Consider the following 19,897-nt stretch of genomic DNA (forward strand, 5'->3'; position numbering starts at 1 on the left):
TTTCAAAGCGCCAGGGGAATGGCCTGCGCCAGGAAATCGTACACCGCGCGGATGCGCCCGCTGTTGCGGATCTCGCGGTGCACGGTCAGCCAGATCGGCAGGCAGGGCAGTGGCAGCGTCGGCAGCAGCCGTTGCACGGCGGGGTCGGTGTCGATCGTGTAGTCGGCCGCGAAGCCCACGCCCAGGCCGGCGCGCACCGCCTCCCAGGCGGCGATCAGGTCGTCGGTGCGCAGGCTGAAATGTTCCTTCGTCACCGGAAATCCCATCGCTGCGAAGCCGCGCAGCAGGTCGTCCTGCTGGTCGTAGCCGATCAGCTCGTGCTGCAACAGGTCGGGGGGCTGCGCCGGTGTGCCGCGCCGCGCCAGGTAAGCCGTGCTGGCGCAGGCCGACAAGGTCACCTCAGCGATGCGTTTGGCCACCAGGCTGGCCTGCGCCGGCTGCACCATGCGCAGGGCGATGTCGGCCTCGCGCTGCAGCAGGTTGCTGACCTGGTTGCTCACCACCAGCTCGATCTGGATGGCCGGCAGCGCCTCGCGCATCCGGGCCAGAACCGGGGGCAGCAGGTAGCAGGCCACCGGCTGGCTGGCGCTCAGGCGCACGGTGCCGGCCTGCTGGCCTTGGGTGTCGAGCAGCTTCTCGGCCAGCGCCATCGCGCCGGACTGCATCGCCCGTGCGGGCCCGGCCAGCTCCAGCGCGAGTGTCGTGGGCCGCAGGCCGCGCCCGGTGCGCTCGAACAGTACCTTGCCCAGCTGGGATTCCAGATCCGCGATATGGCGCCCGGCCGTCGGCTGGCTGATACCCAGCTGCCGGGCCGCGCCCAGCAGGCTGCCACGCTCCAGGGCAGCCAGGAAAGTCGGCAGCAGGCTCCAGTCGAACGAGGTATTCATTTCTGCAAGGCTGGTGTGTATGAATAGCCAATTGTGTAATTAGTCGGGTGTTTCCACAATGCCTCCATGGCCGAAAGGCGGATGTCAAGGAGAGCGATCATGGACAACACAGTTCTGGTTCTGGGAGCACGCGGCCGGCTCGGCGGCGCGGTGGCGCAGGCGTTTGCGGCAGCCGGCTGGCGGGTACTCGCCCAGCGGCGTTCGGGCGGCATCCCGGCCGTAGCGGGTGGGGGCATCGAATGGGTGCAGTCCAAGGCCGCGGACACGGCCACGCTGCAACGGGCGGCTGCCGGCGCGCGCGTGGTGGTGCATGCGATGAACCCGGCCTACACCGCGGCGGCCTGGCGCGCCGAAGCGCCCGGGTTGATGCAGTCGGCGACCGACGTCGCAGCCGCCTTGGGAGCTCACCTGCTGTTCCCGGGCAATGTGTACAACTTCGGCGCGGGCATGCCCGCCGTGCTGGCGCCGGACACGCCGCAACGGCCCACCACTGGCAAGGGCCTCATCCGCGTGGACCTGGAGCAGCAGCTGGCGCAGGCCGCGCGGCATCACGGCTTTGCCGCGACCGTCATCCGGGCCGGCGACTTTTTCGGTGCCGGCAGCGGCTCCTGGCTGGACCAGGTGATCGTGAAGAAGCTGCCGCAGGGCCGCGTGACCTGGCCCGGATCACGGGATGCGCCGCATGCCTGGGCCTACCTGCCCGATCTGGCGCAGGCCTTCGTGCGTGTGGCCGAGACGACCCCGGCGACGGCTGGCGGGCGCTACGAGTGCCTGCATTTCGCCGGCCACACGGTCACGGGCCAGGACTGGCTGGCCGCACTGACGGACGTCGCCTGGGAGCAGGGCTGGCTGCCGGCCGACGGCGCGCTGCGCACGGGCACGCTGCCCTGGGGGATGATGCGGCTGCTGTCGCCCTTCAACGCCACGGTGGCCTCGCTGCTGGAAATGCGTTACCTCTGGGACCTGCCCCACGCGCTGGACGGTGCCGCACTGGCGCGGCGCATCGGCAGCGAGCCGCACACACCGTTTGGTGATGCGGTGCGCACGGCCATCCTGGCGCTGGACCTGGGGCCCCGTGGGGCCAATGCTGCCGGCCCCCGCACAGGCGGCACGGTCACCCAAGGAGCCTGAATCATGGAACGCAGAAGCTTTATTCGTGTCATAGGCGGTGGTGTGGTGCTGGCCGCCGCACCGGCGCTGGTCGCCTGCTCGTCCGCGCTGCCGCCGGAGGCCGTGGCCGCGTGGCAGCCCCCGGCACCGCCGGCTCCCGGCAGCGATGTGCGGCGCTGGATCCTGGCGCACGCCATCCTGGCGCCGCATTCGCACAATCTGCAGTCGTGGCTCGTGGACCTGCGCCAGCCCGGCGAGATCGCGCTGTACTGCGACCGCACCCGCCTGCTGCCCGAGACCGACCCGTTCTCGCGCCAGATCATGATGAGCCAGGGCACCTTCCTCGAAGTGCTGGACCTGGCCGCGCGCCAGCAGGGCTATCGCGCCGATACCGAGTTGTTCCCCCTTGGCGAGTTTGATCCGAAGACGGTGCCTGCGAACGGCCTGACGGCGCGCGTCCGCCTGGTGCCCGACGCCAGCGTCAAGCCGGATCCGCTGTTTGCCCAGGTGTTCCAGCGGCACACCAACCGCAGCGCCTATGACATGAAGCCGCCGGACGCCGCCGCCCTGCAGGCCATCGCGACCGCCGCGATGGGCCTGGGCGATGCGCTCAAGCTGCGCGTGGGCTTCGCCGGAGCGCAGGATGCCCGCATCGCCGAACACCGTGCCATCGCGCGCGACGCCTGGCGCATCGAACTGGTCACGCCGCGCACGGTGATGGAGTCGATGAAGGTGCTGCGTGTCGGACCGACCGAAATCGCACAGCACCGGGACGGCATCTCGATCAATGAGCCGATGGTGCGCGCGCTGGCCGCGGTCGGCCTGTTCGACCGCAGCAAGGCGCCGGGGCCGGACGACTCGGCCACCACCCAGCAAATCAAGGACTTCAACACCAAGATCGAGGCCACGCCCGATTTCTTCTGGATGGTGACCGACGGCAATGACCGCCGCACCCAGGTCAACGCCGGCCGCGCCTATGTGCGCGCCCAGCTGGCCGCCACGGCGCAAGGCCTTTCGATGCATCCACTGCAACAGGCGCTGCAGGAATACCCGGAGCAGGCTGGGCCGTATGCCGCGATCCACCGGCTGGTGGGGGCGCAGACTCCGGGCCAGACGGTGCAGATGTGGGCGCGGCTGGGTTACGCGCCGCCGGTGGGGGCAGCGCCGCGTCGCGGGCTGGAGGCGCACCTGCTCGCGGCCTGAGACGGCTTGGCAGTCAAACGCGCCACGGCTTGGTTTTGCCTCGCTGTGCGAAACCACTGGCTTCGCGCCTTGTGCTGCGCTTGACGGCCGACCCGCAGGCGTCACTCCGGGCGGGCGGCCGTCAGCCCTGCAGTTCAAAAGCCGCGTCGGCCACCTTCTTTCCGTTGATGCGCAGTTCGATGCGGTGGGTGCCTGGGTACAGCGTGCGCGTGGTCACCGGGCGCAGACTGTGGCGCTTGTCGAGCACCCGTGTTTCCCGAGCGTCCAGCGTCAGGTTCCAGCCCTTGAACACCTTGGGTGACGCGCTGCCGTTGGCACGCACGTGATGCACGACGTAGTCCATCACCAGTGTCTGCGGGTGCGCGCTGGCGGAACGCAGAGTGACGTGCAGGCCCAGTGTGTCGCCGATCGCCACCCGCGACGCCGATAACGCCAGTTCGGCCTGGCCTCTCAGCGGCTGGCCCAGGCCCCAGGCCGCCAGCGTGGGCCCATGGCCCTGCTTGATCAGCGTGCGGCTGGCATGGCGCAGCAACGCGGAGCGCTGCGCGCTGGCACCCAGTCGGTGATCGTGCACCCACTGCGCCACGAGCTCGGGGTGGTCCTTGGCGATGTCGTTCAGGTGGTTCGCCACGCTGCGGCGCACATAAGCGCTGGGGTCGTCCTGCAGGGCGCGCAGCAGCGGCAGGGTGGGCGCCGGGTTGCGTACCAGCAACTGCAGGCGCTGGCCCCAAGGCAGGCGCGGGCGGCTGCCTTCGCTGACCAGGCGGCGCACATGGACGCTAGGGTCATGGACCCACTGTGTCAGCGTGGCCAGCGTGGGCTGGGGATGTTGTGCAATGAACGGGCGGATGGCGAATTCGGCGGAGAAGCGCTGGGTCAGGGCGTGCAGGCAGCGCAGGGCGCGCGGCACATCAATCATGCCCCGGCGCACCACGAACTCGCCGAGCGACCAGAGCGCCCAGCCGCTGAGACCGGCTTCGCGTTCAGCCTCGCCCAGCGCAACCGGCTCGCCCAACGCGTCCAGCGGCAGCGGCAGTGCCAGGCTGGCCTCGATCACCTCCGCCGCCCGCGCGAAATCCGTCGGCAGCGTGGCGTCCAGCGCATCGGCCAGCTGCATGGCCCGCGCCTTGAATTCCAGCGTTTCCAGCCCGGTGCCGGCCAGCGATTCGAAGCGCCTGCGGTCAAACGCCGGCCAGGCGCGCTGAAGGTGCCGGCCGGCCTCGGCGACTGTGCCGGGGTTGATCAGGTTCTTGAACGGCTCGGCCATGGAGTGTCCGGCAGGCGCGGGGGGCCGGGCGCTCAGAGCCGCGCCAAAAGGCCGGCCAGCGCATGGGCCACGGTGGCCTGGCGCACGGCGGCGCGGTCGCCGTCGAAGCGTTGGCGCTCCGCAAAGACGCCGGCGGGTGTGGCCCAGCCGAACCACACGGTGCCGACGGGTTTGTCGGGGCTGCCGCCGGTGGGCCCGGCCACGCCGGTGACGGCCACGCTGACCTGCGCGCGGGAGTGGCGCAGCGCGCCTGCGGCCATGGCCCGGGCCACGGCTTCGCTCACCGCGCCGTGGGCCTCGATCAGCGCCTCGTCCACGCCGAGCAGCTCGGTCTTGGCGTCGTTCGAATAGGTCACGAAGCCGCGCTCGAACCAGGCGCTGGAGCCGGACAGGTCGGTGCAAGCCCCGGCGATCAGTCCGCCGGTGCAACTCTCGGCCGTGGCCATTGTCCAGCCCTTTTTCTGAAGGATTTCAGCCAGTTCCCAGCGTGGATCGGTCATGAGGCGCTATCCATTCAGGAGTAATCCGGCTCACCAGACGCGCCAGGCAGCAATCACCATCAGCGTGCAGAACGCCGCCACGAAGTCGTCGAGCAGGATGCCGAAGCCGCCGCGCCAGCCAGTGCCGTGAAACGCCTCGTCGGCCCAGCGCACCGGGCCGGGCTTGACCGCGTCGAAGAAGCGGAACAGCGCAAAGGCCACGAGTTGGCCCCAGAAGCCGGTGGGCATCACCAGCCACAGCACCAGCCAGAAAGCCACCACCTCGTCCCAGACGATGTTGCCGGGGTCGAGCACGCCCAGGTGGTCGGCGGTGACGGTGCAGGCCCACCAGCCGAGCAGCGTGGAGCCGGCGATCAGCACACCCAGCTGCAGCGGGCTCAGCCACAGCGACAGCACCAGCCAGGCCAGCCACGCCCACAGCGTGCCGACGGTGCCCGGCGCCTTGGGCGACAGGCCGGAGCCGAAGCCCAGCGCGATGGCATGCGCCGGGTGCGCCAGCATGAAGCGCACGGTGGGGCACTGCGGTGCGGGTGGCCGGACGGGATAGATCCGCGCCGCGGCTGCGCCGGCCTGAGCGGCCGTGTGATCGTTCTCGTCGGGCGTGTTCATGGCTGGATTATCACGGGGCCATGCCGGCCAGTCGTCCGGGCCGCCGGCGGGCGCGGGAGCCGCCGGGGCCTGCGGTTCAGCGGCGGCCTGGCGCTGATGGACGCCGAGCCGCTGCATCCGGTCCTTGCGGGCCGAAGCCGTGGGGGATATCACCCATTGGGTGGGGTGGGTCACCCATGCCGTATGGAGAGCTTTTCGATAAATCCTTATGAATCAACGGTTTATTTCGATGCGGCATGGGGTTTTCCGGTGGCACGGATCATGCAATTTGGTAACGGTCCGGTCTTGCCGCCACGAGGAAGGCAGCAGGACGCCGGGAACGATCAACCTTCAAGGAAACACCATGAACCTCAAGAACACCTGCCGCGCACTCCTGACCCTCATCGGCGCCAGCCTGCTGTCCGTCAGCCTGATTTCCCCAGCAAGTGCCGCGCGTGGCGCGAGTCAGGGCCACGGCGTCAAGTGCTACTGGGTGGTGGTTTCGTCCGATCCCGCCACGGGTGCGCAGGTGCTTCAGTACGTGTGCAGCCGCGGAGCCTGAACCTTGCCGGTCACAGCGGCGTGAATGATTCAGCTGGCGAAGTGATCGAATGAAGCAAAGCGCCGGTGGACCGGCTGCCCAGTGGCGTCCACAAGCCGCAAGCCGCTGGCAGCCTCGATCACGCCGATGCGAGTGACGGACGTCTCGGACTGCAAGGCAGCTGCTTTCACCCGGCTGCGCGCGCTCGAGGGCGACGTGAATACCAATTCGTAGTCGTCACCGCCGGCCAGCACGCATTCCAGCGCAGTTTCTGCATCAAATTGACCATTTCCCAGCTTCAAATGGCCTCTATTTGCTATCAAGTTGATTGCAATTGATGTATCGATGCAGGCGCCCACGCGGCTGGCTTTGAGGATGTGGCCCAGGTCGCCGACCAGTCCGTCGCTGATGTCGGCTGCGGCCGTGGCCACGCCGCGCAGCGCCAGGCCCAGCGCCACACGCGGCGTGGGTGTTTCCATGCGGATGCGGGCCGCATGGAAAGCCGGCTGCGGCAGCGACCGCGTGCCGCGGAACACTTCCAGCGCCAGCCGCGCGTCGCCCAGCGTCCCGCTCACGTAGAGGTCGTCGCCGGCGCGCGCCCCGCTGCGCAGCAAGGCCTGGCCCGGCGGGACTTCGCCGAACACCGTGATGCAGATGGCCAGGGGGCCTCGCGTGGTGTCACCGCCGATGAGTTCGCAATCGTGGGCGTCGGCCAGCGCGAACAGTCCGCGCGAGAAGCCGTCCAGCCAGGCCTCGTCGGCCTGCGGCAAGGCCAGCGCCAGCGTGAAGGCCAGCGGTTTCGCGCCGCAGGCGGCCAGGTCGCTGAGGTTCACGGCCAGCGCCTTGTGGCCCAGCTTGAACGGATCGACGGTGGACAGGAAATGCCGACCTTCAATCAGCATGTCGCTGGAGACGGCCAGCTGCATGCCGGGCGCGGGTGCCAGCAAGGCGCAGTCATCGCCCACACCCAGTGCGGCGCGTCGCGCCGGGCGCTTGAAATAGCGGTCGATCAGCTCGAATTCACCCACGGTGCTTCAGGAGGACGATGGGCCAACGCCGGCCACAGGGGGCGCATCGCGCGGTGGCAGCAGGAACGACAGCGGCGCCTGGCGCACCCGTTCAAAAAAAGCCTGACGGATGTGCCGGCGTTCCACCGGCGGGACGCTGTGGGCGGCCAGGGCCAGGCGGAACGCCAGCAAGAAGCTCACGGCAAGGTTCAGCGGGCCGATGACGGCAATGCCGGCGACGGCCCACCAGAATTCCGGCGTCGTCAGAACGCCCAGCCCCAGGGTGTAGGCCGCGGCGGCCACCTGGCCCGTGGACAGGGTCACGTGGCGCACTTCCAGCCCCAGGCCGAAAAAGCCGGTAAAGGCGGGCACCAGGCCCAGCATCAGGCCCAGCGAGATGTTGGCCGCCAGGCCCGAGATGTTGGCGCGCAGCCATTTCGACCAGCGGCGGGCTCGCTCCGTGCCCAGCACCCGGGTGTAGCGCGGGTTCCAGGCAATCGCCGATTCGAGCTGGTACAGCACGAACCAGTTTTCCACCCAGCCCGCGATGATGCTGGAGGCAAACAGCAGCACCCCTGTGAAGGCGGCGTAAAAGGCCGTGGGCCCGAGCAGGCTCTGGTCGTGCATCACGTGGTGCGCGTAATCGGGATCGACCATGTTGCCCAAGCCGCCCAGGTGCAGCGCGCCGCAGATCAGCAGCACGCCGGGAATCACCAGGCCCAGGTTGCCGATGATGGCCGCGATCTGCGAGCGCAGCAGATGCGCCACTTCGTCAATGAAGTTGCCGACTGCGTCCGGCGCGCTCATGTCTTTCAGCCGCGCGGCCATGGCCGGGGCGGTGACGGCCGGCTGCTTGGTGGCCACCGTCCAGTGCAGCAGCATGACGATCACGAACGAGGTCGCGTAGTTCAGGCCGAAGCCGACGCCGCCCCAGAAAGCCGACAGTCCCAGGCCGACAATCGCGAACTTGGCCCAGGTGGTGAACGCCAGCACGGCTCCGCCGCCAGCGGCCGTGGCCAGCATGTGCCGGTACTCGGCGACGTTGCGCGTGATGTAGTGTTCGCCGCTTTCGGCACTGCGCTCGGCCACCTTGGCCGCCGTCAGGTGCGTGCTGCTGGCGATCAGCGCGCGGATGCTGCGCTTGGCCTGTCCCACCAGCGCGAGCTGGGCGAGCAGGCGCGCCGTGGCCTGCGCCGGTTGCTCGCTTTGCAGGCAGTCGAGCAATTGCCGAATACGAACCATGCGCTCGCGCAGCTGGCTCAGGCGGAAAACGATGCCGACCGAGATGCCGTTCTCGTCCAGATGCGCGTAGACCGTATAGGCCGCATGGCGGCAGGCATCAAGCTGCTCGCGCAAGGCCTGGGCAGCGGCCAGTGCCGTCGGACTGCGCGCACCGTCGGTCTTGACCGCGGCCTTGAACGCCTCGAACTGCCCGGGCAGGGCATGAAAAGGGCGCGAATGGTAGGGGTGGGCCTGCGACACCGTATGGGCCATGCGCGCGCGGATCTCAGCCGCAAAGCCGGCCGCGCTGACCTGCCCGACGCTGTAGGTCAGGGCGTCCATCAGAACGCCATTGCCCCAGATGTCGTCCTTGGGCGCCTCGAACAGCAAGGACTGCATGCGGTCCAGCGTATCGCCGTCCAGCGCCTTGATCCACAGCGCGTCGCGCGGATCGGGGAGCAGAAGGTCAAACAGGTTGATCAGGTCATAGGTGTCGGGTGTGATGGGCAGCAGCTTGCGCCGCAGCCGTTCGCCCAGCGCACTCATGAAGGCGGTGCGCGGCGCGAAACCAAAGTCGGCCAGGAGGGGCGCCGGGTCCACCGTGTCCTTGAACAGCTGCCACCAGGCGCGCCAACGCTCCCGCCACTGCGGGCGGGTCTGAACGGCATCCAGCATCAGGTTGACGCGGGCCACGGCGCCGGCTGGATCGGTGCCGGAACCCATCCCGGCGCGGACCCACTCCAGCAGGGCCGTCAGCCAAAGATGGCGCTCGGCGCGTGACGCGCCGGGATCCAGCGCATCGAGAAGGTGGGTCAGGTCGGGAAGGCGTTGCGGCACGGCGGAGCGCAGCCTAGTGCAGCACGCGGCCGCCGGTCTGGCCGGTGGCGTCGAGCGTGAAGCGGGGAATGGGTACCTCGAAGGAGGCGCCATCCTCCTTGACGAAGAAATAAGTGCCCTCCATCGTGCCGGTGGGCGTACGCAGCCGGCAGCCGCTGGTGTACTCAAAGCCTTCGCCCGGCTTGAGCAGGGGCTGATGTCCCACCACGCCCAGGCCGCGCACCTCTTCGCGGTGGCCGTCGGCGTCCAGGATGATCCAGTGCCGCGAGATCAGTTGCGCGGGCACTTCACCATGATTGGACAGGGTGATGGTGTAGGCAAAGCCGTAGGTTTCCTGCAACGGATCGGACTCCTCGGGCAGGTAGCGTGGTTCGACGCGGACGTCAATCTCGGGGGTGCTCATGAGGCAATGGTAACTGCGACAATCCGGCGATGAGCACCACCTACCGCATTGCCCCCTCGATCCTCTCGGCCGACTTCGCCCGCCTGGGCGAGGAGGTCCGCAGCGTCCTTGCCGCTGGCGCCGACTGGGTTCATTTCGACGTCATGGACAACCACTACGTGCCCAACCTGACTTTCGGGCCGATGGTCTGCCAAGCACTGAAGCCCCATGCCAGAAAGCCGGACGGCACGCCGGTGCCGATCGACGTGCACCTGATGATCCAGCCGGTCGATGCGCTGGCCGCGGCCTTTGCCGACGCCGGCGCCGACCTGATCAGCTTCCACCCCGAGGCCTCGGCCCATGTGCATCGCAGCGTGCAGGCCATCAAGTCCATGGGCTGCCAGGCCGGCGTGGTGTTCAACCCCGCCACGCCGCTGGATGTGCTGGACTGGGTGATCGACGACATCGACCTGATCCTGATCATGTCGGTGAACCCGGGCTTCGGCGGGCAGAGCTTCATCGACAGTGCCCTGCGCAAGATCGAGGCGGCGCGCAAACGCATTGACGCGACGGGCCGTGACATCCGTCTGGAAGTGGACGGCGGCGTCAAGACCGACAACATCCGCCGCGTGGCTGATGCCGGCGCAGACACCTTTGTCGCCGGCAGCGCGATTTTTGGCAAACCCGACTACCAGGGCGTGATCGACGCCATGCGCGCGGAGCTGGCGAGTTGAGTGCCCGTGCCAAAGGGCCAGGGCGCCGCCTCAGGGCTTGATGTAGCCGAACTGCTCGCGTGTCTGCAGCTGGCCGATGCGCACCACGCCAGAGGGTGTGAATTCGGCATCCATGCTGAACTGGTCTTTCTTCAGGTTGCGGTTTCTCAGCGTGATTTCGCAGACCTCGAAGCGCACGCCGCGGGCTTTCAGCGCGCTGACCAGTGAGGCGTAGTCGATGCTGGGGTTTTTCTTGTCCTTGGCGCCGTCCATCAGGAAGTCCACGCCATCGGCATGGGTGACCACGATGATCTTCGTCTCCGGCGCCACATCGAGATGGTTGCGGATGTTGCGCAACCCCTTGGTGGCCTGGGCCTCGGCATTGTCGATGTGGTAGACCACCTTGTCCTGCGCCAGCGCAGCGCCGCAGATCAACAGCGATCCGATCAGGGCCAGGAAGGAATGAATAAGGCGTCGCATGGCGGTCTCCTGATGGGAAAGTACAAGTCGCGCAGCATACTGCGATTGAACCCCCCGGTGTACCGGGCAAACGTGAATACGGTCAATGAAATTGAATCTGTCTGAAGCCACTCGCCTGCAGGCCTGCATCGTCGACCTCGACGGCACACTGGTTGACACCCTCGGTGACTTTGAAGTTGCGCTCAATCACATGCTGGCGACGCTCGATCGGCCACCGGTGACGCGCACCGTGATCGGACAACTCGTCGGCAAAGGCTCCGAGCACCTGATCCGCTCGGTGCTGGCCCATGGGGAGCGACAGCGCGGTGTCGCGGATTCCGTCGCACCCGAAGACCTCGTCAACCGGGCCTGGCGTGCCTATCAGGAGCACTACCTGCTGATCAACGGCCGGTACAGCGCGGTGTATGCGGGGGTGCGCGAGGGACTGCTGGCGCTGCGGGAGCGGGGGCTGCGACTGGCCTGCCTGACCAACAAGCCGACCGCGTTTGCGCGGCCCCTGCTGCAGGCCAAGGGGCTGGACGGATATTTCAGTGAAGTATTCGGTGGCGATGCGTTCGATCGCAAGAAGCCAGACCCTTTGCCGCTGCTCAAGACCTGTGAGGCCTTGGGCAGCGAGCCTGCCCGCACCCTGATGATCGGGGATTCCAGCAACGATGCGCAGGCCGCACGTGCGGCCGGTTGCCCGGTGGTGCTGGTCACCTACGGCTACAACCACGGCGAGCCGGTGCGCTCGGTCGATGCCGACGGCTACCTGGACTCGCTGGATGAACTCGCCGCTCTGCTGGCGCGGCGCAACTGACGCTTACTTGCCGAGCAAGGCGTCCTTCAGTTTCCAGTCGGCCGGGTTGGGGCCGAGCCAGATCCGCATCAGCGCGTTGAAGAACTCGGGCTCCTTGAAAGGTTCGCCCTGCACCTTGCCCTTGACGGTGATGACCGTGCCAGTGCCAGGGACCCACTCGATGAGGAAGTTCTCGCCGGGCAAGAGTTTCTTCTGGTCGCTGAAGATCTGGCTCATGCGCATCAGGCCCGGAATAAGCTTGGACATCTCGCTGCGGGGGCTGTTGTCCTCCACGCCGCGCGTGAACAGTTTGCCGAGTTCGGCGGAGTCGATCTCGCGCAGCATGGTGATGCTCAAGCGTTTGGGCCCGGTTGCGACCATGACTTCCTCGGCGGTGGCGGCCTTCTTCGTCAGGTACAGGCCGGCGGCATAGACCTTGAACACGGCCTTGTAGCGCACACCGGCACCGTTGAGCTCCAACTTGGCGCCCCGGAACTCAATGGTGTCTTCCATCTTGACGCCGGACACATCAACCGTTGCCGCCATGCTGACCGCGGTCAGCAGGCTCAATGCGGCTCCCAGCATCAAATTGCGAATTCGTTTCATAGTGGTGCGCTCCAGTATCGGTTCGTGGTTCAGGGATGAGAAGGGCAGAAGGAAGTCTTCATTCTCGTGCGGGTGTTACCGGGGCGTTACAGGGTTTTGCCGTAGTGGGAGGCTTGACCGGTCTCAAGACACCGCGGCGCGGTTTGCTACACTGCGCCCATCATGTTCATCCCAAGCACGATCCATCCGAAGGGTTCCGCAGGTCTTCAGGGCCGGGGAGCCTGGCGCAAGCCAGCAAACGTGCGACTCTGAGCGGCGCGGTCCTCCCGCGCCAGGTGCCCGGCCCCTACCCCGGCTGCGGCGATGGATGAAACAGATGCACCCAGCGCGTGGTGCTGAGCGTGGAGGCTCAACATGATCACCGAACTCGAATTCAAAAGCCTGGCCGGTCAAGGCTATAACCGCATTCCCTTGATGGTCGAGGCGTTTGCGGACCTCGAAACCCCTTTGTCGCTGTACCTCAAGCTGGCGCATTCGAAAGACGGCGGCCGGTACAGCTTCCTGCTCGAATCCGTGGTGGGTGGCGAGCGTTTTGGCCGCTACAGCTTCATCGGCCTGCCCGCGCGCACGCTGGTGCGGGCGAGTGGCTTCGGCCCGCAGGCCGTGACCGAAGTCGTGCGCGACGGCGTGGTCGTCGAGACCGTGCGCCATGCCGAAGCCGGCTCCTGCAAGACGCCGCTGGACTTCATCGCCGACTACCAGAAACGCTTCAAGGTGGCGCTGCGCCCCGGCCTGCCGCGCTTTTGCGGCGGACTGGCCGGCTACTTCGGCTACGACACGGTGCGCTACATCGAGAAGAAGCTCGAAAAGACCTGCCCGCCCGACACGCTGGGTTGCCCGGACATCCTGCTGCTGCAGTGCGAGGAGCTCGCCGTCATCGACAACCTCTCCGGCAAGCTCTACCTGATCGTCTATGCCGATCCGGCGCAGCCCGAGGCCTACAGCAACGCCAAGAAGCGCCTGCGCGACCTGAAGGACCAGCTCAAGTACTCGGTCAGCGCGCCCGTGGTCAAGCCCAGCCAGGGCTATCCGGCCGAGCGCGACTTTGCCAAGGCTGATTACCTGGCCGCCGTGGAACGCGCCAAGGAGTTGATCGCCGGCGGCGACTTCATGCAGGTGCAGGTGGGCCAGCGCATCAAGAAGCGCTACACCGAGAGCCCGCTGTCGCTGTACCGCGCGCTGCGCTCGCTCAACCCCAGCCCCTACATGTATTACTACCACTTCGGGGACTTCCATGTGGTGGGCGCTTCGCCCGAGATCCTGGTGCGCCAGGAACAGACCGATGAGGGTCAGAAGATCACGATCCGGCCGCTCGCCGGTACCAAGCCTCGCGGCGCCACGCCCGAAAAGGACAAGGCGGCCGAGTTGGAACTCGTCAACGACCCGAAGGAGCGCGCCGAGCACGTCATGCTGATCGACCTGGCGCGCAACGACATCGGGCGCATCGCGAAGATCGGCAGTGTCAAGGTGACCGAGGCCTTTACGGTCGAGCGTTACAGCCACGTGATGCACATTGTGAGCAACGTTGAGGGCCTGCTCAACGACGGCATGACCAGCATGGACGTGCTCAAGGCCACCTTCCCGGCCGGCACGTTGACCGGCGCGCCCAAGGTGCATGCGATGGAAGTGATCGACCAGCTCGAGCCTACCAAGCGCGGCCTGTACGGCGGCGCCTGTGGGTACCTCAGCTATGCCGGCGACATGGACGTGGCCATTGCCATCCGCACCGGCATCATCAAGGATGGCACGCTCTATGTGCAGGCCGCGGCCGGCGTGGTGGCCGACTCGGTGCCCGAGATGGAGTGGAGGGAAACCGAACACAAGGCACGCGCGCTGCTGCGCGCCGCGGAACTGGTCGAAGAAGGGCTGGAGTGAATCATGACGAAACAGATCAAGCTCCTGATGATCGACAATTACGACTCGTTCACCTACAACATCGTCCAGTATTTTGGCGAGCTGGGGGCGCAGGTTGAGGTGTTCCGCAATGACGAGATCACGCTCGATGAGATCGAAGCCCGGCTGCAGGCCGGCCAGCTCGACCGGCTGGTGGTCTCGCCCGGCCCGTGCTCGCCGGCCGAGGCTGGTATCTCGGTGGCGGCGATACAGCACTTCGCCGGCAAGCTGCCAATCCTGGGCGTGTGCCTGGGGCACCAGTCCATCGGCGCGGCCTTCGGCGGCAAGATCGTGCGGGCCCAGCAGCTCATGCACGGCAAGACCAGCGTCATCACCACCACGCAGGAAGGCGTGTTCATCGCGCTGCCGAAGCAGTTCACGGTGAACCGCTATCACTCGCTGGCGATCGAGCGGGCCAGCTGCCCCGACTGCCTGAAAGTCACTGCGTGGACCGACGACGGCGAGATCATGGGCGTGAAGCACAAGACGCTGGACATCGAAGGGGTGCAATTCCACCCCGAGAGCATCTTGACCGAGCACGGCCACGCCATGTTGCGCAACTTTCTGGTACGAGTCGCCTGAAATGGATCCTGAATCAGTAGTAAATAAAGACCCTTCGACGCTGGGATGAGGCCAATATGATTCAAGAAATGCCGTTGGAGGTCGTGGATCTGCGCAGCGACACCGTGACCCGCCCGACCGGTGCCATGCGCGAGGCCATGATGGCCGCGCCGCTGGGCGACGATGTCTTTGGCGACGATCCTACCGTCAACGCGTTGCAGGAGCGAATTGCCGGCCTGCTCGGCTTCGAAGCCGCCCTGTTCGTGCCCACGGGCACCCAGAGCAACCTGTGCGCCATCCTGGCCCACTGCCAGCGCGGTGACGAGTACCTCGTCGGCCAGATGGCGCATTGCTACCGGTGGGAAGGCGGCGGCGCCGCGGTGCTGGGCAGCGTGCAGCCCCAGCCGATCGCCCACCAGGCCGATGGCATGCTGGCGCTGGCCGACATCGAGGCCGCGATCAAGCCCGACGACGCGCATTTCGCACGCACCCGGCTGCTGGCGCTGGAAAACACCTTGGGCGGCAGCCTTCTGCCGTTCGACTATGTGCAAGCCGCCACCGCGCTCGCATCCAGCCGCGGGCTGGCCCGCCATCTGGACGGGGCGCGGCTGTTCAACGCGGCGGTGGCGCAGGCGGCGCTCATGAAGTCCAGTGCCGAGCTGGAGGCGCGTCGCGTCGCCGCGTGCTTTGACAGCGTCTCGGTCTGCTTCAGCAAGGGCCTTGGGGCGCCGGTCGGCTCGGCGCTGTGCGGCTCGAGGGACTTCATCGCGCGGGCGCACCGCATCCGCAAGATGGCCGGCGGTGGCATGCGGCAGGCGGGCCTGCTGGCGGCGGCGGCCCTGTATGCGCTGGAAAACCATGTCGAGCGCCTGGCGCTGGACCACGCACTGGCGCGCCGACTGGCGGACGGGCTCGCGGGCATTGAGGGTCTGCAGGTACAGGCGCCGCAGACCAACATCGTGTTTGCCGACCTGACCGGTGATGCGCTCGAACGCTCGGGTGCGCTGCTACGGCACCTGGCGGGCCACGGCGTGCTGGCCACGGGGCTGTACCGGCTGCGCTTCGTGACCCACCTGGACGTGGATGCGGCCGGCGTGGACCGCGCCGTGGCCGCCATCCGGTCCTTCTTCGGCCGCTGACCCGAACTGGAGCGCCCACACCGTGCCGAACCTCGACCACCTTGGCGTGTTCATCGCCGCCGGGCTGCTGCTGAACCTGACGCCAGGGCCGGATGTGCTCTACATCGTCAGCCACGCGCTGCGCGCGGGCGCCAGGGCTGGCGCGGTGGCCGCGTTGGGTATCACGGCAGGCTGCTTCGTGCACATCGTCGCCGCTGCGGTTGGCGTGAGCGCGCTGATTGCGGCCTCGGCCACCGCATTTGGCCTGCTGAAATGGCTCGGGGCGGCCTACCTGCTCTATATGGGGCTTTCGATGCTGCGCCCCTGCCGGCCCGGAAATCCTGTTTCGATAGCTGAAAATGACCTATCCACGCTGGGAAATGGCGAAAAAAGCCTGAAACGTGTGTTCTTGCAGGGGTTCTGGACCAATGCCCTCAATCCCAAGGTGGCGCTGTTCTTCCTGGCGTTCCTGCCGCAATTCATTGCGCCGCAGGCACGGGACCAGACCCTGGCCTTCCTGTTGCTGGGATTGCTGTTCAACTTCAACGGCCTTTGGGTCAACCTGGGCTGGGCGATGGCCGCGGCCTGGGCCCGCCAGCGCCTGGGCACCGTGCAACAGCGGCTCAATACCGCCACGCGCTGGCTCGACCGAATCGCTGGTGCAATGTTTGTCGGCTTCGGCCTGAAGCTGGCTTTTTCCGAATTTCCCCAACCATGAGGAGCCTCCCATGCCCATGACCCCACAGGAAGCGCTGCAGCGCACCATCGAGCACCGCGAAATCTTTCATGACGAGATGCTGCATCTCATGCGCATGATCATGAAGGGCGAGGTGTCGCCGGTCCTGATGGCCGCTCTCATCACGGGCCTGCGCGTGAAGAAGGAGACCATCGGGGAAATCACCGCCGCAGCCCAGGTGATGCGCGAGTTTTCCACCAAGGTCCATGTGGCCGACAAGACCCATCTGGTGGACATCGTGGGCACTGGGGGCGACGGCTCGCACACCTTCAACATCTCCACCTGTTCCATGTTCGTGGCCGCAGCGGCGGGTGCCAAGGTCAGCAAGCACGGCGGGCGCAGCGTCAGCAGCAAGTCGGGCAGTGCCGATGTGCTGGAGAGTCTGGGCGTCAACATCAACCTGTCGCCCGAGGTGATTGCGCGCTGCATCGACGAGGTCGGCATCGGCTTCATGTTTGCACCCAACCACCACCCGGCCATGAAGAACGTGGCGCCGGTGCGACGCGAGTTGGGCATCAAGACCATCTTCAACATCCTTGGGCCGCTGACCAACCCGGCGTCCGCGCCCAATATCCTGATGGGCGTCTTTCACCCGGATCTGGTGGGCATCCAGGTGCGTGCGCTGCAGCGCCTGGGCACCGAGCATGCCGTGGTGGTGTACGGGCGCGACGGGCTGGACGAGGTCAGCCTGGGCGCTGCGACGATGGTGGGCGAACTGCGCGATGGCGAGATCACGGAATATGAAATTCATCCCGAGGATTTCGGCCTGGCGATGGCCAGCAACCGCGCTCTGAAGGTGGAGACGCCTGATCAGTCGCGGGCCTTGCTGCTGGATGTGCTGGACAATCAGCACGGTGCGGCGCGCGACATCGTGATCTTGAACGCCGGCGTGGCACTGTATGCGGCCAACGTCGCGGACACCATGAAGGACGGTGTCGAGCGTGCCCGCGCAGCCATTGAATCGGGCGCTGCCAAGGCGCGTCTGGAACAGCTGGTGGTGACGGCCCATGCGCTGAGCACACCGGCCTGACATGTGGCGCGACCCTGGCGCGTGGATCGCCATCGGCGTGTCGCTGCTGTTCCTGGTGGTGGCGCTGGTGATGCACCGTGTGATTGTGAAAGTACTGAAGAACGGCTCGACCGAACCCTCTGACCATGAGTGACATCCTGAACAAGATAGTGGCCGTCAAACGCGAGGAAGTCGCTGCCGGTTTGAAGAAAAAGCCGCTGGCCGCGATGCGCGAAGACGCGGAAAGCCGCGTGCTCACGCGCGACTTCGTCGGGGCCATGCGCGCGAAGATTGCCGCCGGTCAGGCCGCCGTCATTGCCGAAGTCAAGAAGGCCAGCCCGTCCCGCGGTGTGCTGCGCGAGGATTTCATCGCGGCCGACATTGCCCAAAGCTATGCCGAAGGGGACGGGGTGGTCAGCGCCGCCTGCCTGTCCGTGTTGACCGACCGCCAGTTCTTCCAGGGGAATGTCGACTACCTCAAGCAGGCACGCGCGTCGTGCCAGCTTCCGGTGCTGCGCAAGGATTTCATGATCGACGCCTGGCAGATTTACGAATCGCGCGTGATGGGTGCCGATGCCATCCTGCTGATCGCCGCCTGCCTGGATGACGCGCAGATGGCCGATCTGGAGGCCATTGCGCAGGGGCTGGACATGGCGGTGCTCGTGGAAGTGCACGACCGCCCCGAGCTCGAACGGGCACTGCGCCTGAAGACGCCGCTGATCGGCATCAACAACCGGAACCTGCGAACCTTCGAGGTCTCGATCCAGACGACACTGGCTCTGCGCGCCGACGTGCCGCCCGGGCGGCTGCTGGTGACGGAGAGTGGCATTTTGAGCCGTGCCGATGTGCGGACCATGCGCGACGCGAAAGTCGATGCTTTCCTGGTGGGGGAGGCCTTCATGCGGGCGCCCGATCCGGGCCTGGCGCTGGCTGAGCTGTTCGCCTGACGCCCAGAAATTCGGGCGAGCGACCGGGTTAGACACCGCACGATGCACGTGAACCAAGCCCAGGCAGCCCTTTGGACGGAAATGGCCGCAGACCCCGGCGACGGCACCGATCGACTGACCGCATGGCAGCCGGCTCGCTGGCCGGTGGCGCCTGACTGGCGATTGCTGGTCGATGGCTTCTTTGCCAGTCCATCCGCGCAGGAATTGGGTGCGTTTGTGTGCAGCCGCCTGGAAGCGGGTGCCGTGGTTTATCCCCCGCGGCCGTTGTGGGCCTTTGAACTGACGCCCTTGTTCGAGGTACGGGTTGTTATTCTGGGACAGGACCCCTACCACGGCGCCGGGCAGGCGCAAGGACTGGCCTTTTCGGTGGCCGAAGGCCAGCGGCAACCGCCGAGCCTGCGCAATATCTTCAAGGAGTTGCAGCGGGATCTGGGGTTGCCCCTGCCGGCCAGTGGATCCTTGCTGAGCTGGGCCCGCCAGGGTGTACTGCTGCTCAATACCTGCCTGACGGTCGAAGAAGGCCAGCCGGCCAGCCATGCCCGTCAGGGATGGGAAACCCTCACGGACACGGTGCTGGCCGCCGTTTCCGGCTTGCCGCAGCCGGTGGTGTTCATGTTGTGGGGTGCGCATGCCCAGTCCAAGCAAGGCCTCATCGAAGCCGCTTGCGGCCAGGGGCGTCATCTGGTGCTGACAGCCAATCACCCTTCGCCCTTGTCGGCTTTGCGCCCGCCGGCGCCTTTCATAGGTTGCGGGCATTTTGGTCTCGCGAATGCCTACCTCGGGAGGCAAGGTCTTGCGCCCGTCGATTGGTAGAAGTTTTCGGGGCTGGTTGTCAAAACCGGGAAAAAGCTGGCATAATTGACGGTTCGCTGAGGAGGGGTGCCCGAGTGGCTAAAGGGGGCAGACTGTAAATCTGTTGGCTTACGCCTACGCTGGTTCGAATCCAGCCTCCTCCACCAGCAAAAAATTTGACAGTGCAGACAAGCAAGGGTGTTTGGGAAAAGGTATCCATGCATTGATTTCTGGTCTGGCGCGCATCGGCGTTGCCATGCGGTCGATGCGGGAGTAGTTCAATGGTAGAACCCTAGCCTTCCAAGCTAATGACGCGGGTTCGATTCCCGTCTCCCGCTCCAGATCCTGTTTGTCTGCATCTGGGTGTTGTTTGGTTTTTTTGCCCTTGTGGCTCAGTGGTAGAGCACTCCCTTGGTAAGGGAGAGGTCGCGGGTCCGATTCCCGCCAAGGGCACCAGTTCTGGGTGTGCGACCGGATCGCATGTCTGATGTTTGTTGGTTTTTTTCGGAGTCGAAGAAATGGGAAAAGAGAAATTCACACGAACCAAGCCGCACGTCAACGTTGGCACGATTGGACACGTTGACCACGGCAAGACGACCCTGACGGCGGCGATCACCACGGTGCTGGCAGCCAAGTTCGGCGGCTCGGCCAAGGCCTACGACCAGATCGACGCGGCGCCCGAAGAAAAGGCGCGCGGCATCACCATCAACACCGCGCACGT

Annotated in this window: 23 protein-coding genes and 3 tRNA genes; 17 read left to right on the forward strand and 9 right to left on the reverse strand. The window is 66.4% G+C overall.

Going from position 1 to position 19,897, the window contains the following annotated elements; translation table 11 throughout:
* Positions 1-2: 2 nt before the first annotated feature.
* Positions 3-887 carry a LysR family transcriptional regulator gene (locus ACMUOY_RS12595; protein ID WP_413893071.1) on the reverse strand — a complete coding sequence of 295 codons (885 nt, stop codon included), beginning with the start codon at positions 885-887 and terminating at the stop codon, positions 3-5.
* A gap of 99 nt (positions 888-986) precedes the next feature.
* Here ACMUOY_RS12595 and ACMUOY_RS12600 point away from each other — a divergent pair, with 99 nt between their 5' ends.
* Both ACMUOY_RS12600 and ACMUOY_RS12605 read left to right on the forward strand, forming a co-directional pair.
* Complete coding sequence (locus ACMUOY_RS12600) at positions 987-2,018, forward strand: NAD-dependent epimerase/dehydratase family protein (protein WP_413893072.1); 1,032 nt, start codon at positions 987-989, stop codon at positions 2,016-2,018.
* Positions 2,019-2,021: 3 nt separating this feature from the next.
* Positions 2,022-3,200, forward strand: a complete 1,179-nt coding sequence (locus tag ACMUOY_RS12605; RefSeq protein WP_413893073.1) for an Acg family FMN-binding oxidoreductase — start codon at positions 2,022-2,024, stop codon at positions 3,198-3,200.
* Between the two features lie 121 nt (positions 3,201-3,321).
* Here the strand turns inward: ACMUOY_RS12605 and ACMUOY_RS12610 are convergent, their stop codons facing one another.
* Genes ACMUOY_RS12610 through ACMUOY_RS12620 form a run of 3 tightly spaced genes read right to left on the reverse strand, consistent with a single transcriptional unit; the run spans position 3,322 to position 5,576 of the window.
* Complete coding sequence (locus ACMUOY_RS12610; RefSeq protein WP_413893074.1) at positions 3,322-4,467, reverse strand: DNA alkylation repair protein; 1,146 nt, start codon at positions 4,465-4,467, stop codon at positions 3,322-3,324.
* Between the two features lie 32 nt (positions 4,468-4,499).
* Entirely contained in the window at positions 4,500-4,967 is a 468-nt protein-coding gene (locus ACMUOY_RS12615; RefSeq protein WP_413893075.1) for a CinA family protein, read from the reverse strand.
* Positions 4,968-4,997: 30 nt separating this feature from the next.
* Entirely contained in the window at positions 4,998-5,576 is a 579-nt protein-coding gene (locus ACMUOY_RS12620; RefSeq protein ID WP_413893076.1) for a phosphatidylglycerophosphatase A, read from the reverse strand.
* A 343-nt stretch (positions 5,577-5,919) separates the two neighbouring features.
* Here ACMUOY_RS12620 and ACMUOY_RS12625 point away from each other — a divergent pair, with 343 nt between their 5' ends.
* Positions 5,920-6,117, forward strand: a complete 198-nt coding sequence (locus ACMUOY_RS12625; protein WP_413893077.1) for a hypothetical protein — start codon at positions 5,920-5,922, stop codon at positions 6,115-6,117.
* 29 nt (positions 6,118-6,146) lie between these two features.
* Here ACMUOY_RS12625 and thiL read toward each other — a convergent pair whose 3' ends face one another.
* The 3 genes from thiL to apaG are packed head-to-tail and all read right to left on the reverse strand — an operon-like array spanning position 6,147 to position 9,564.
* Complete coding sequence (thiL, locus tag ACMUOY_RS12630; protein WP_413893078.1) at positions 6,147-7,124, reverse strand: thiamine-phosphate kinase; 978 nt, start codon at positions 7,122-7,124, stop codon at positions 6,147-6,149.
* A 6-nt stretch (positions 7,125-7,130) separates the two neighbouring features.
* Positions 7,131-9,161 (reverse strand): site-specific recombinase, encoded by a 2,031-nt coding sequence (locus tag ACMUOY_RS12635; RefSeq protein WP_413893079.1) that lies wholly within the window; start codon positions 9,159-9,161, stop codon positions 7,131-7,133.
* Positions 9,162-9,174: 13 nt separating this feature from the next.
* Positions 9,175-9,564, reverse strand: coding sequence for a Co(2+)/Mg(2+) efflux protein ApaG (gene apaG, locus ACMUOY_RS12640; RefSeq protein ID WP_413893080.1), 390 nt, complete (start codon positions 9,562-9,564; stop codon positions 9,175-9,177).
* A 29-nt stretch (positions 9,565-9,593) separates the two neighbouring features.
* Between apaG and rpe the strand changes: the two genes are divergently transcribed.
* Positions 9,594-10,277 carry a ribulose-phosphate 3-epimerase gene (gene rpe, locus ACMUOY_RS12645; RefSeq protein WP_413893081.1) on the forward strand — a complete coding sequence of 228 codons (684 nt, stop codon included), beginning with the start codon at positions 9,594-9,596 and terminating at the stop codon, positions 10,275-10,277.
* Between the two features lie 30 nt (positions 10,278-10,307).
* Here the strand turns inward: rpe and ACMUOY_RS12650 are convergent, their stop codons facing one another.
* Positions 10,308-10,736, reverse strand: a complete 429-nt coding sequence (locus tag ACMUOY_RS12650; protein WP_413893082.1) for a DsrE family protein — start codon at positions 10,734-10,736, stop codon at positions 10,308-10,310.
* 85 nt (positions 10,737-10,821) lie between these two features.
* Between ACMUOY_RS12650 and ACMUOY_RS12655 the strand changes: the two genes are divergently transcribed.
* Positions 10,822-11,535 carry a phosphoglycolate phosphatase gene (locus tag ACMUOY_RS12655; protein ID WP_413893083.1) on the forward strand — a complete coding sequence of 238 codons (714 nt, stop codon included), beginning with the start codon at positions 10,822-10,824 and terminating at the stop codon, positions 11,533-11,535.
* A 3-nt stretch (positions 11,536-11,538) separates the two neighbouring features.
* Here the strand turns inward: ACMUOY_RS12655 and ACMUOY_RS12660 are convergent, their stop codons facing one another.
* A complete protein-coding gene (locus ACMUOY_RS12660) occupies positions 11,539-12,120 on the reverse strand; it encodes a chalcone isomerase family protein (protein WP_413893084.1) in 582 nt (193 codons plus the stop codon).
* A gap of 354 nt (positions 12,121-12,474) precedes the next feature.
* On the opposite strand from ACMUOY_RS12660, the gene trpE reads away from it, so the two are divergent.
* From trpE to ACMUOY_RS12720, 12 genes are all read left to right on the forward strand, one after another.
* Positions 12,475-13,995 carry an anthranilate synthase component I gene (trpE, locus tag ACMUOY_RS12665; protein ID WP_413893085.1) on the forward strand — a complete coding sequence of 507 codons (1,521 nt, stop codon included), beginning with the start codon at positions 12,475-12,477 and terminating at the stop codon, positions 13,993-13,995.
* Between the two features lie 3 nt (positions 13,996-13,998).
* Positions 13,999-14,595, forward strand: coding sequence for an aminodeoxychorismate/anthranilate synthase component II (locus ACMUOY_RS12670; protein ID WP_413893086.1), 597 nt, complete (start codon positions 13,999-14,001; stop codon positions 14,593-14,595).
* 68 nt (positions 14,596-14,663) lie between these two features.
* On the forward strand, positions 14,664-15,713 hold the full coding sequence (ltaE, locus tag ACMUOY_RS12675; RefSeq protein ID WP_413893087.1) for a low-specificity L-threonine aldolase: 1,050 nt from the start codon (positions 14,664-14,666) through the stop codon (positions 15,711-15,713).
* 22 nt (positions 15,714-15,735) lie between these two features.
* Positions 15,736-16,410 carry a LysE family translocator gene (locus tag ACMUOY_RS12680; RefSeq protein WP_413893088.1) on the forward strand — a complete coding sequence of 225 codons (675 nt, stop codon included), beginning with the start codon at positions 15,736-15,738 and terminating at the stop codon, positions 16,408-16,410.
* A 10-nt stretch (positions 16,411-16,420) separates the two neighbouring features.
* Positions 16,421-17,458 carry an anthranilate phosphoribosyltransferase gene (gene trpD, locus ACMUOY_RS12685; RefSeq protein ID WP_413893089.1) on the forward strand — a complete coding sequence of 346 codons (1,038 nt, stop codon included), beginning with the start codon at positions 16,421-16,423 and terminating at the stop codon, positions 17,456-17,458.
* Between the two features lies 1 nt (position 17,459).
* Positions 17,460-17,591, forward strand: a complete 132-nt coding sequence (locus ACMUOY_RS12690; protein ID WP_413893090.1) for a hypothetical protein — start codon at positions 17,460-17,462, stop codon at positions 17,589-17,591.
* Complete coding sequence (trpC, locus tag ACMUOY_RS12695) at positions 17,584-18,384, forward strand: indole-3-glycerol phosphate synthase TrpC (RefSeq protein ID WP_413893091.1); 801 nt, start codon at positions 17,584-17,586, stop codon at positions 18,382-18,384. The genes ACMUOY_RS12690 and trpC overlap by 8 nt, the downstream gene beginning before the upstream one ends.
* Positions 18,385-18,465: 81 nt before the next feature.
* Complete coding sequence (locus tag ACMUOY_RS12700; RefSeq protein WP_413893092.1) at positions 18,466-19,197, forward strand: uracil-DNA glycosylase; 732 nt, start codon at positions 18,466-18,468, stop codon at positions 19,195-19,197.
* Positions 19,198-19,257: 60 nt separating this feature from the next.
* A tRNA-Tyr gene (locus ACMUOY_RS12705) sits at positions 19,258-19,343 on the forward strand.
* 100 nt (positions 19,344-19,443) lie between these two features.
* Positions 19,444-19,517, forward strand: a tRNA-Gly gene (locus tag ACMUOY_RS12710).
* Between the two features lie 40 nt (positions 19,518-19,557).
* Positions 19,558-19,632, forward strand: a tRNA-Thr gene (locus tag ACMUOY_RS12715).
* 62 nt (positions 19,633-19,694) lie between these two features.
* On the forward strand, positions 19,695-19,897 hold a 203-nt coding region (locus tag ACMUOY_RS12720; RefSeq protein ID WP_413893093.1), incomplete at its 3' end, for a GTP-binding protein.

Origin of the sequence: Candidatus Skiveiella danica (genome assembly GCF_022705245.1) — a bacterium.
In the GTDB taxonomy this organism is placed as follows: Bacteria; Pseudomonadota; Gammaproteobacteria; order Burkholderiales; family Burkholderiaceae_C; genus Skiveiella; species Skiveiella danica.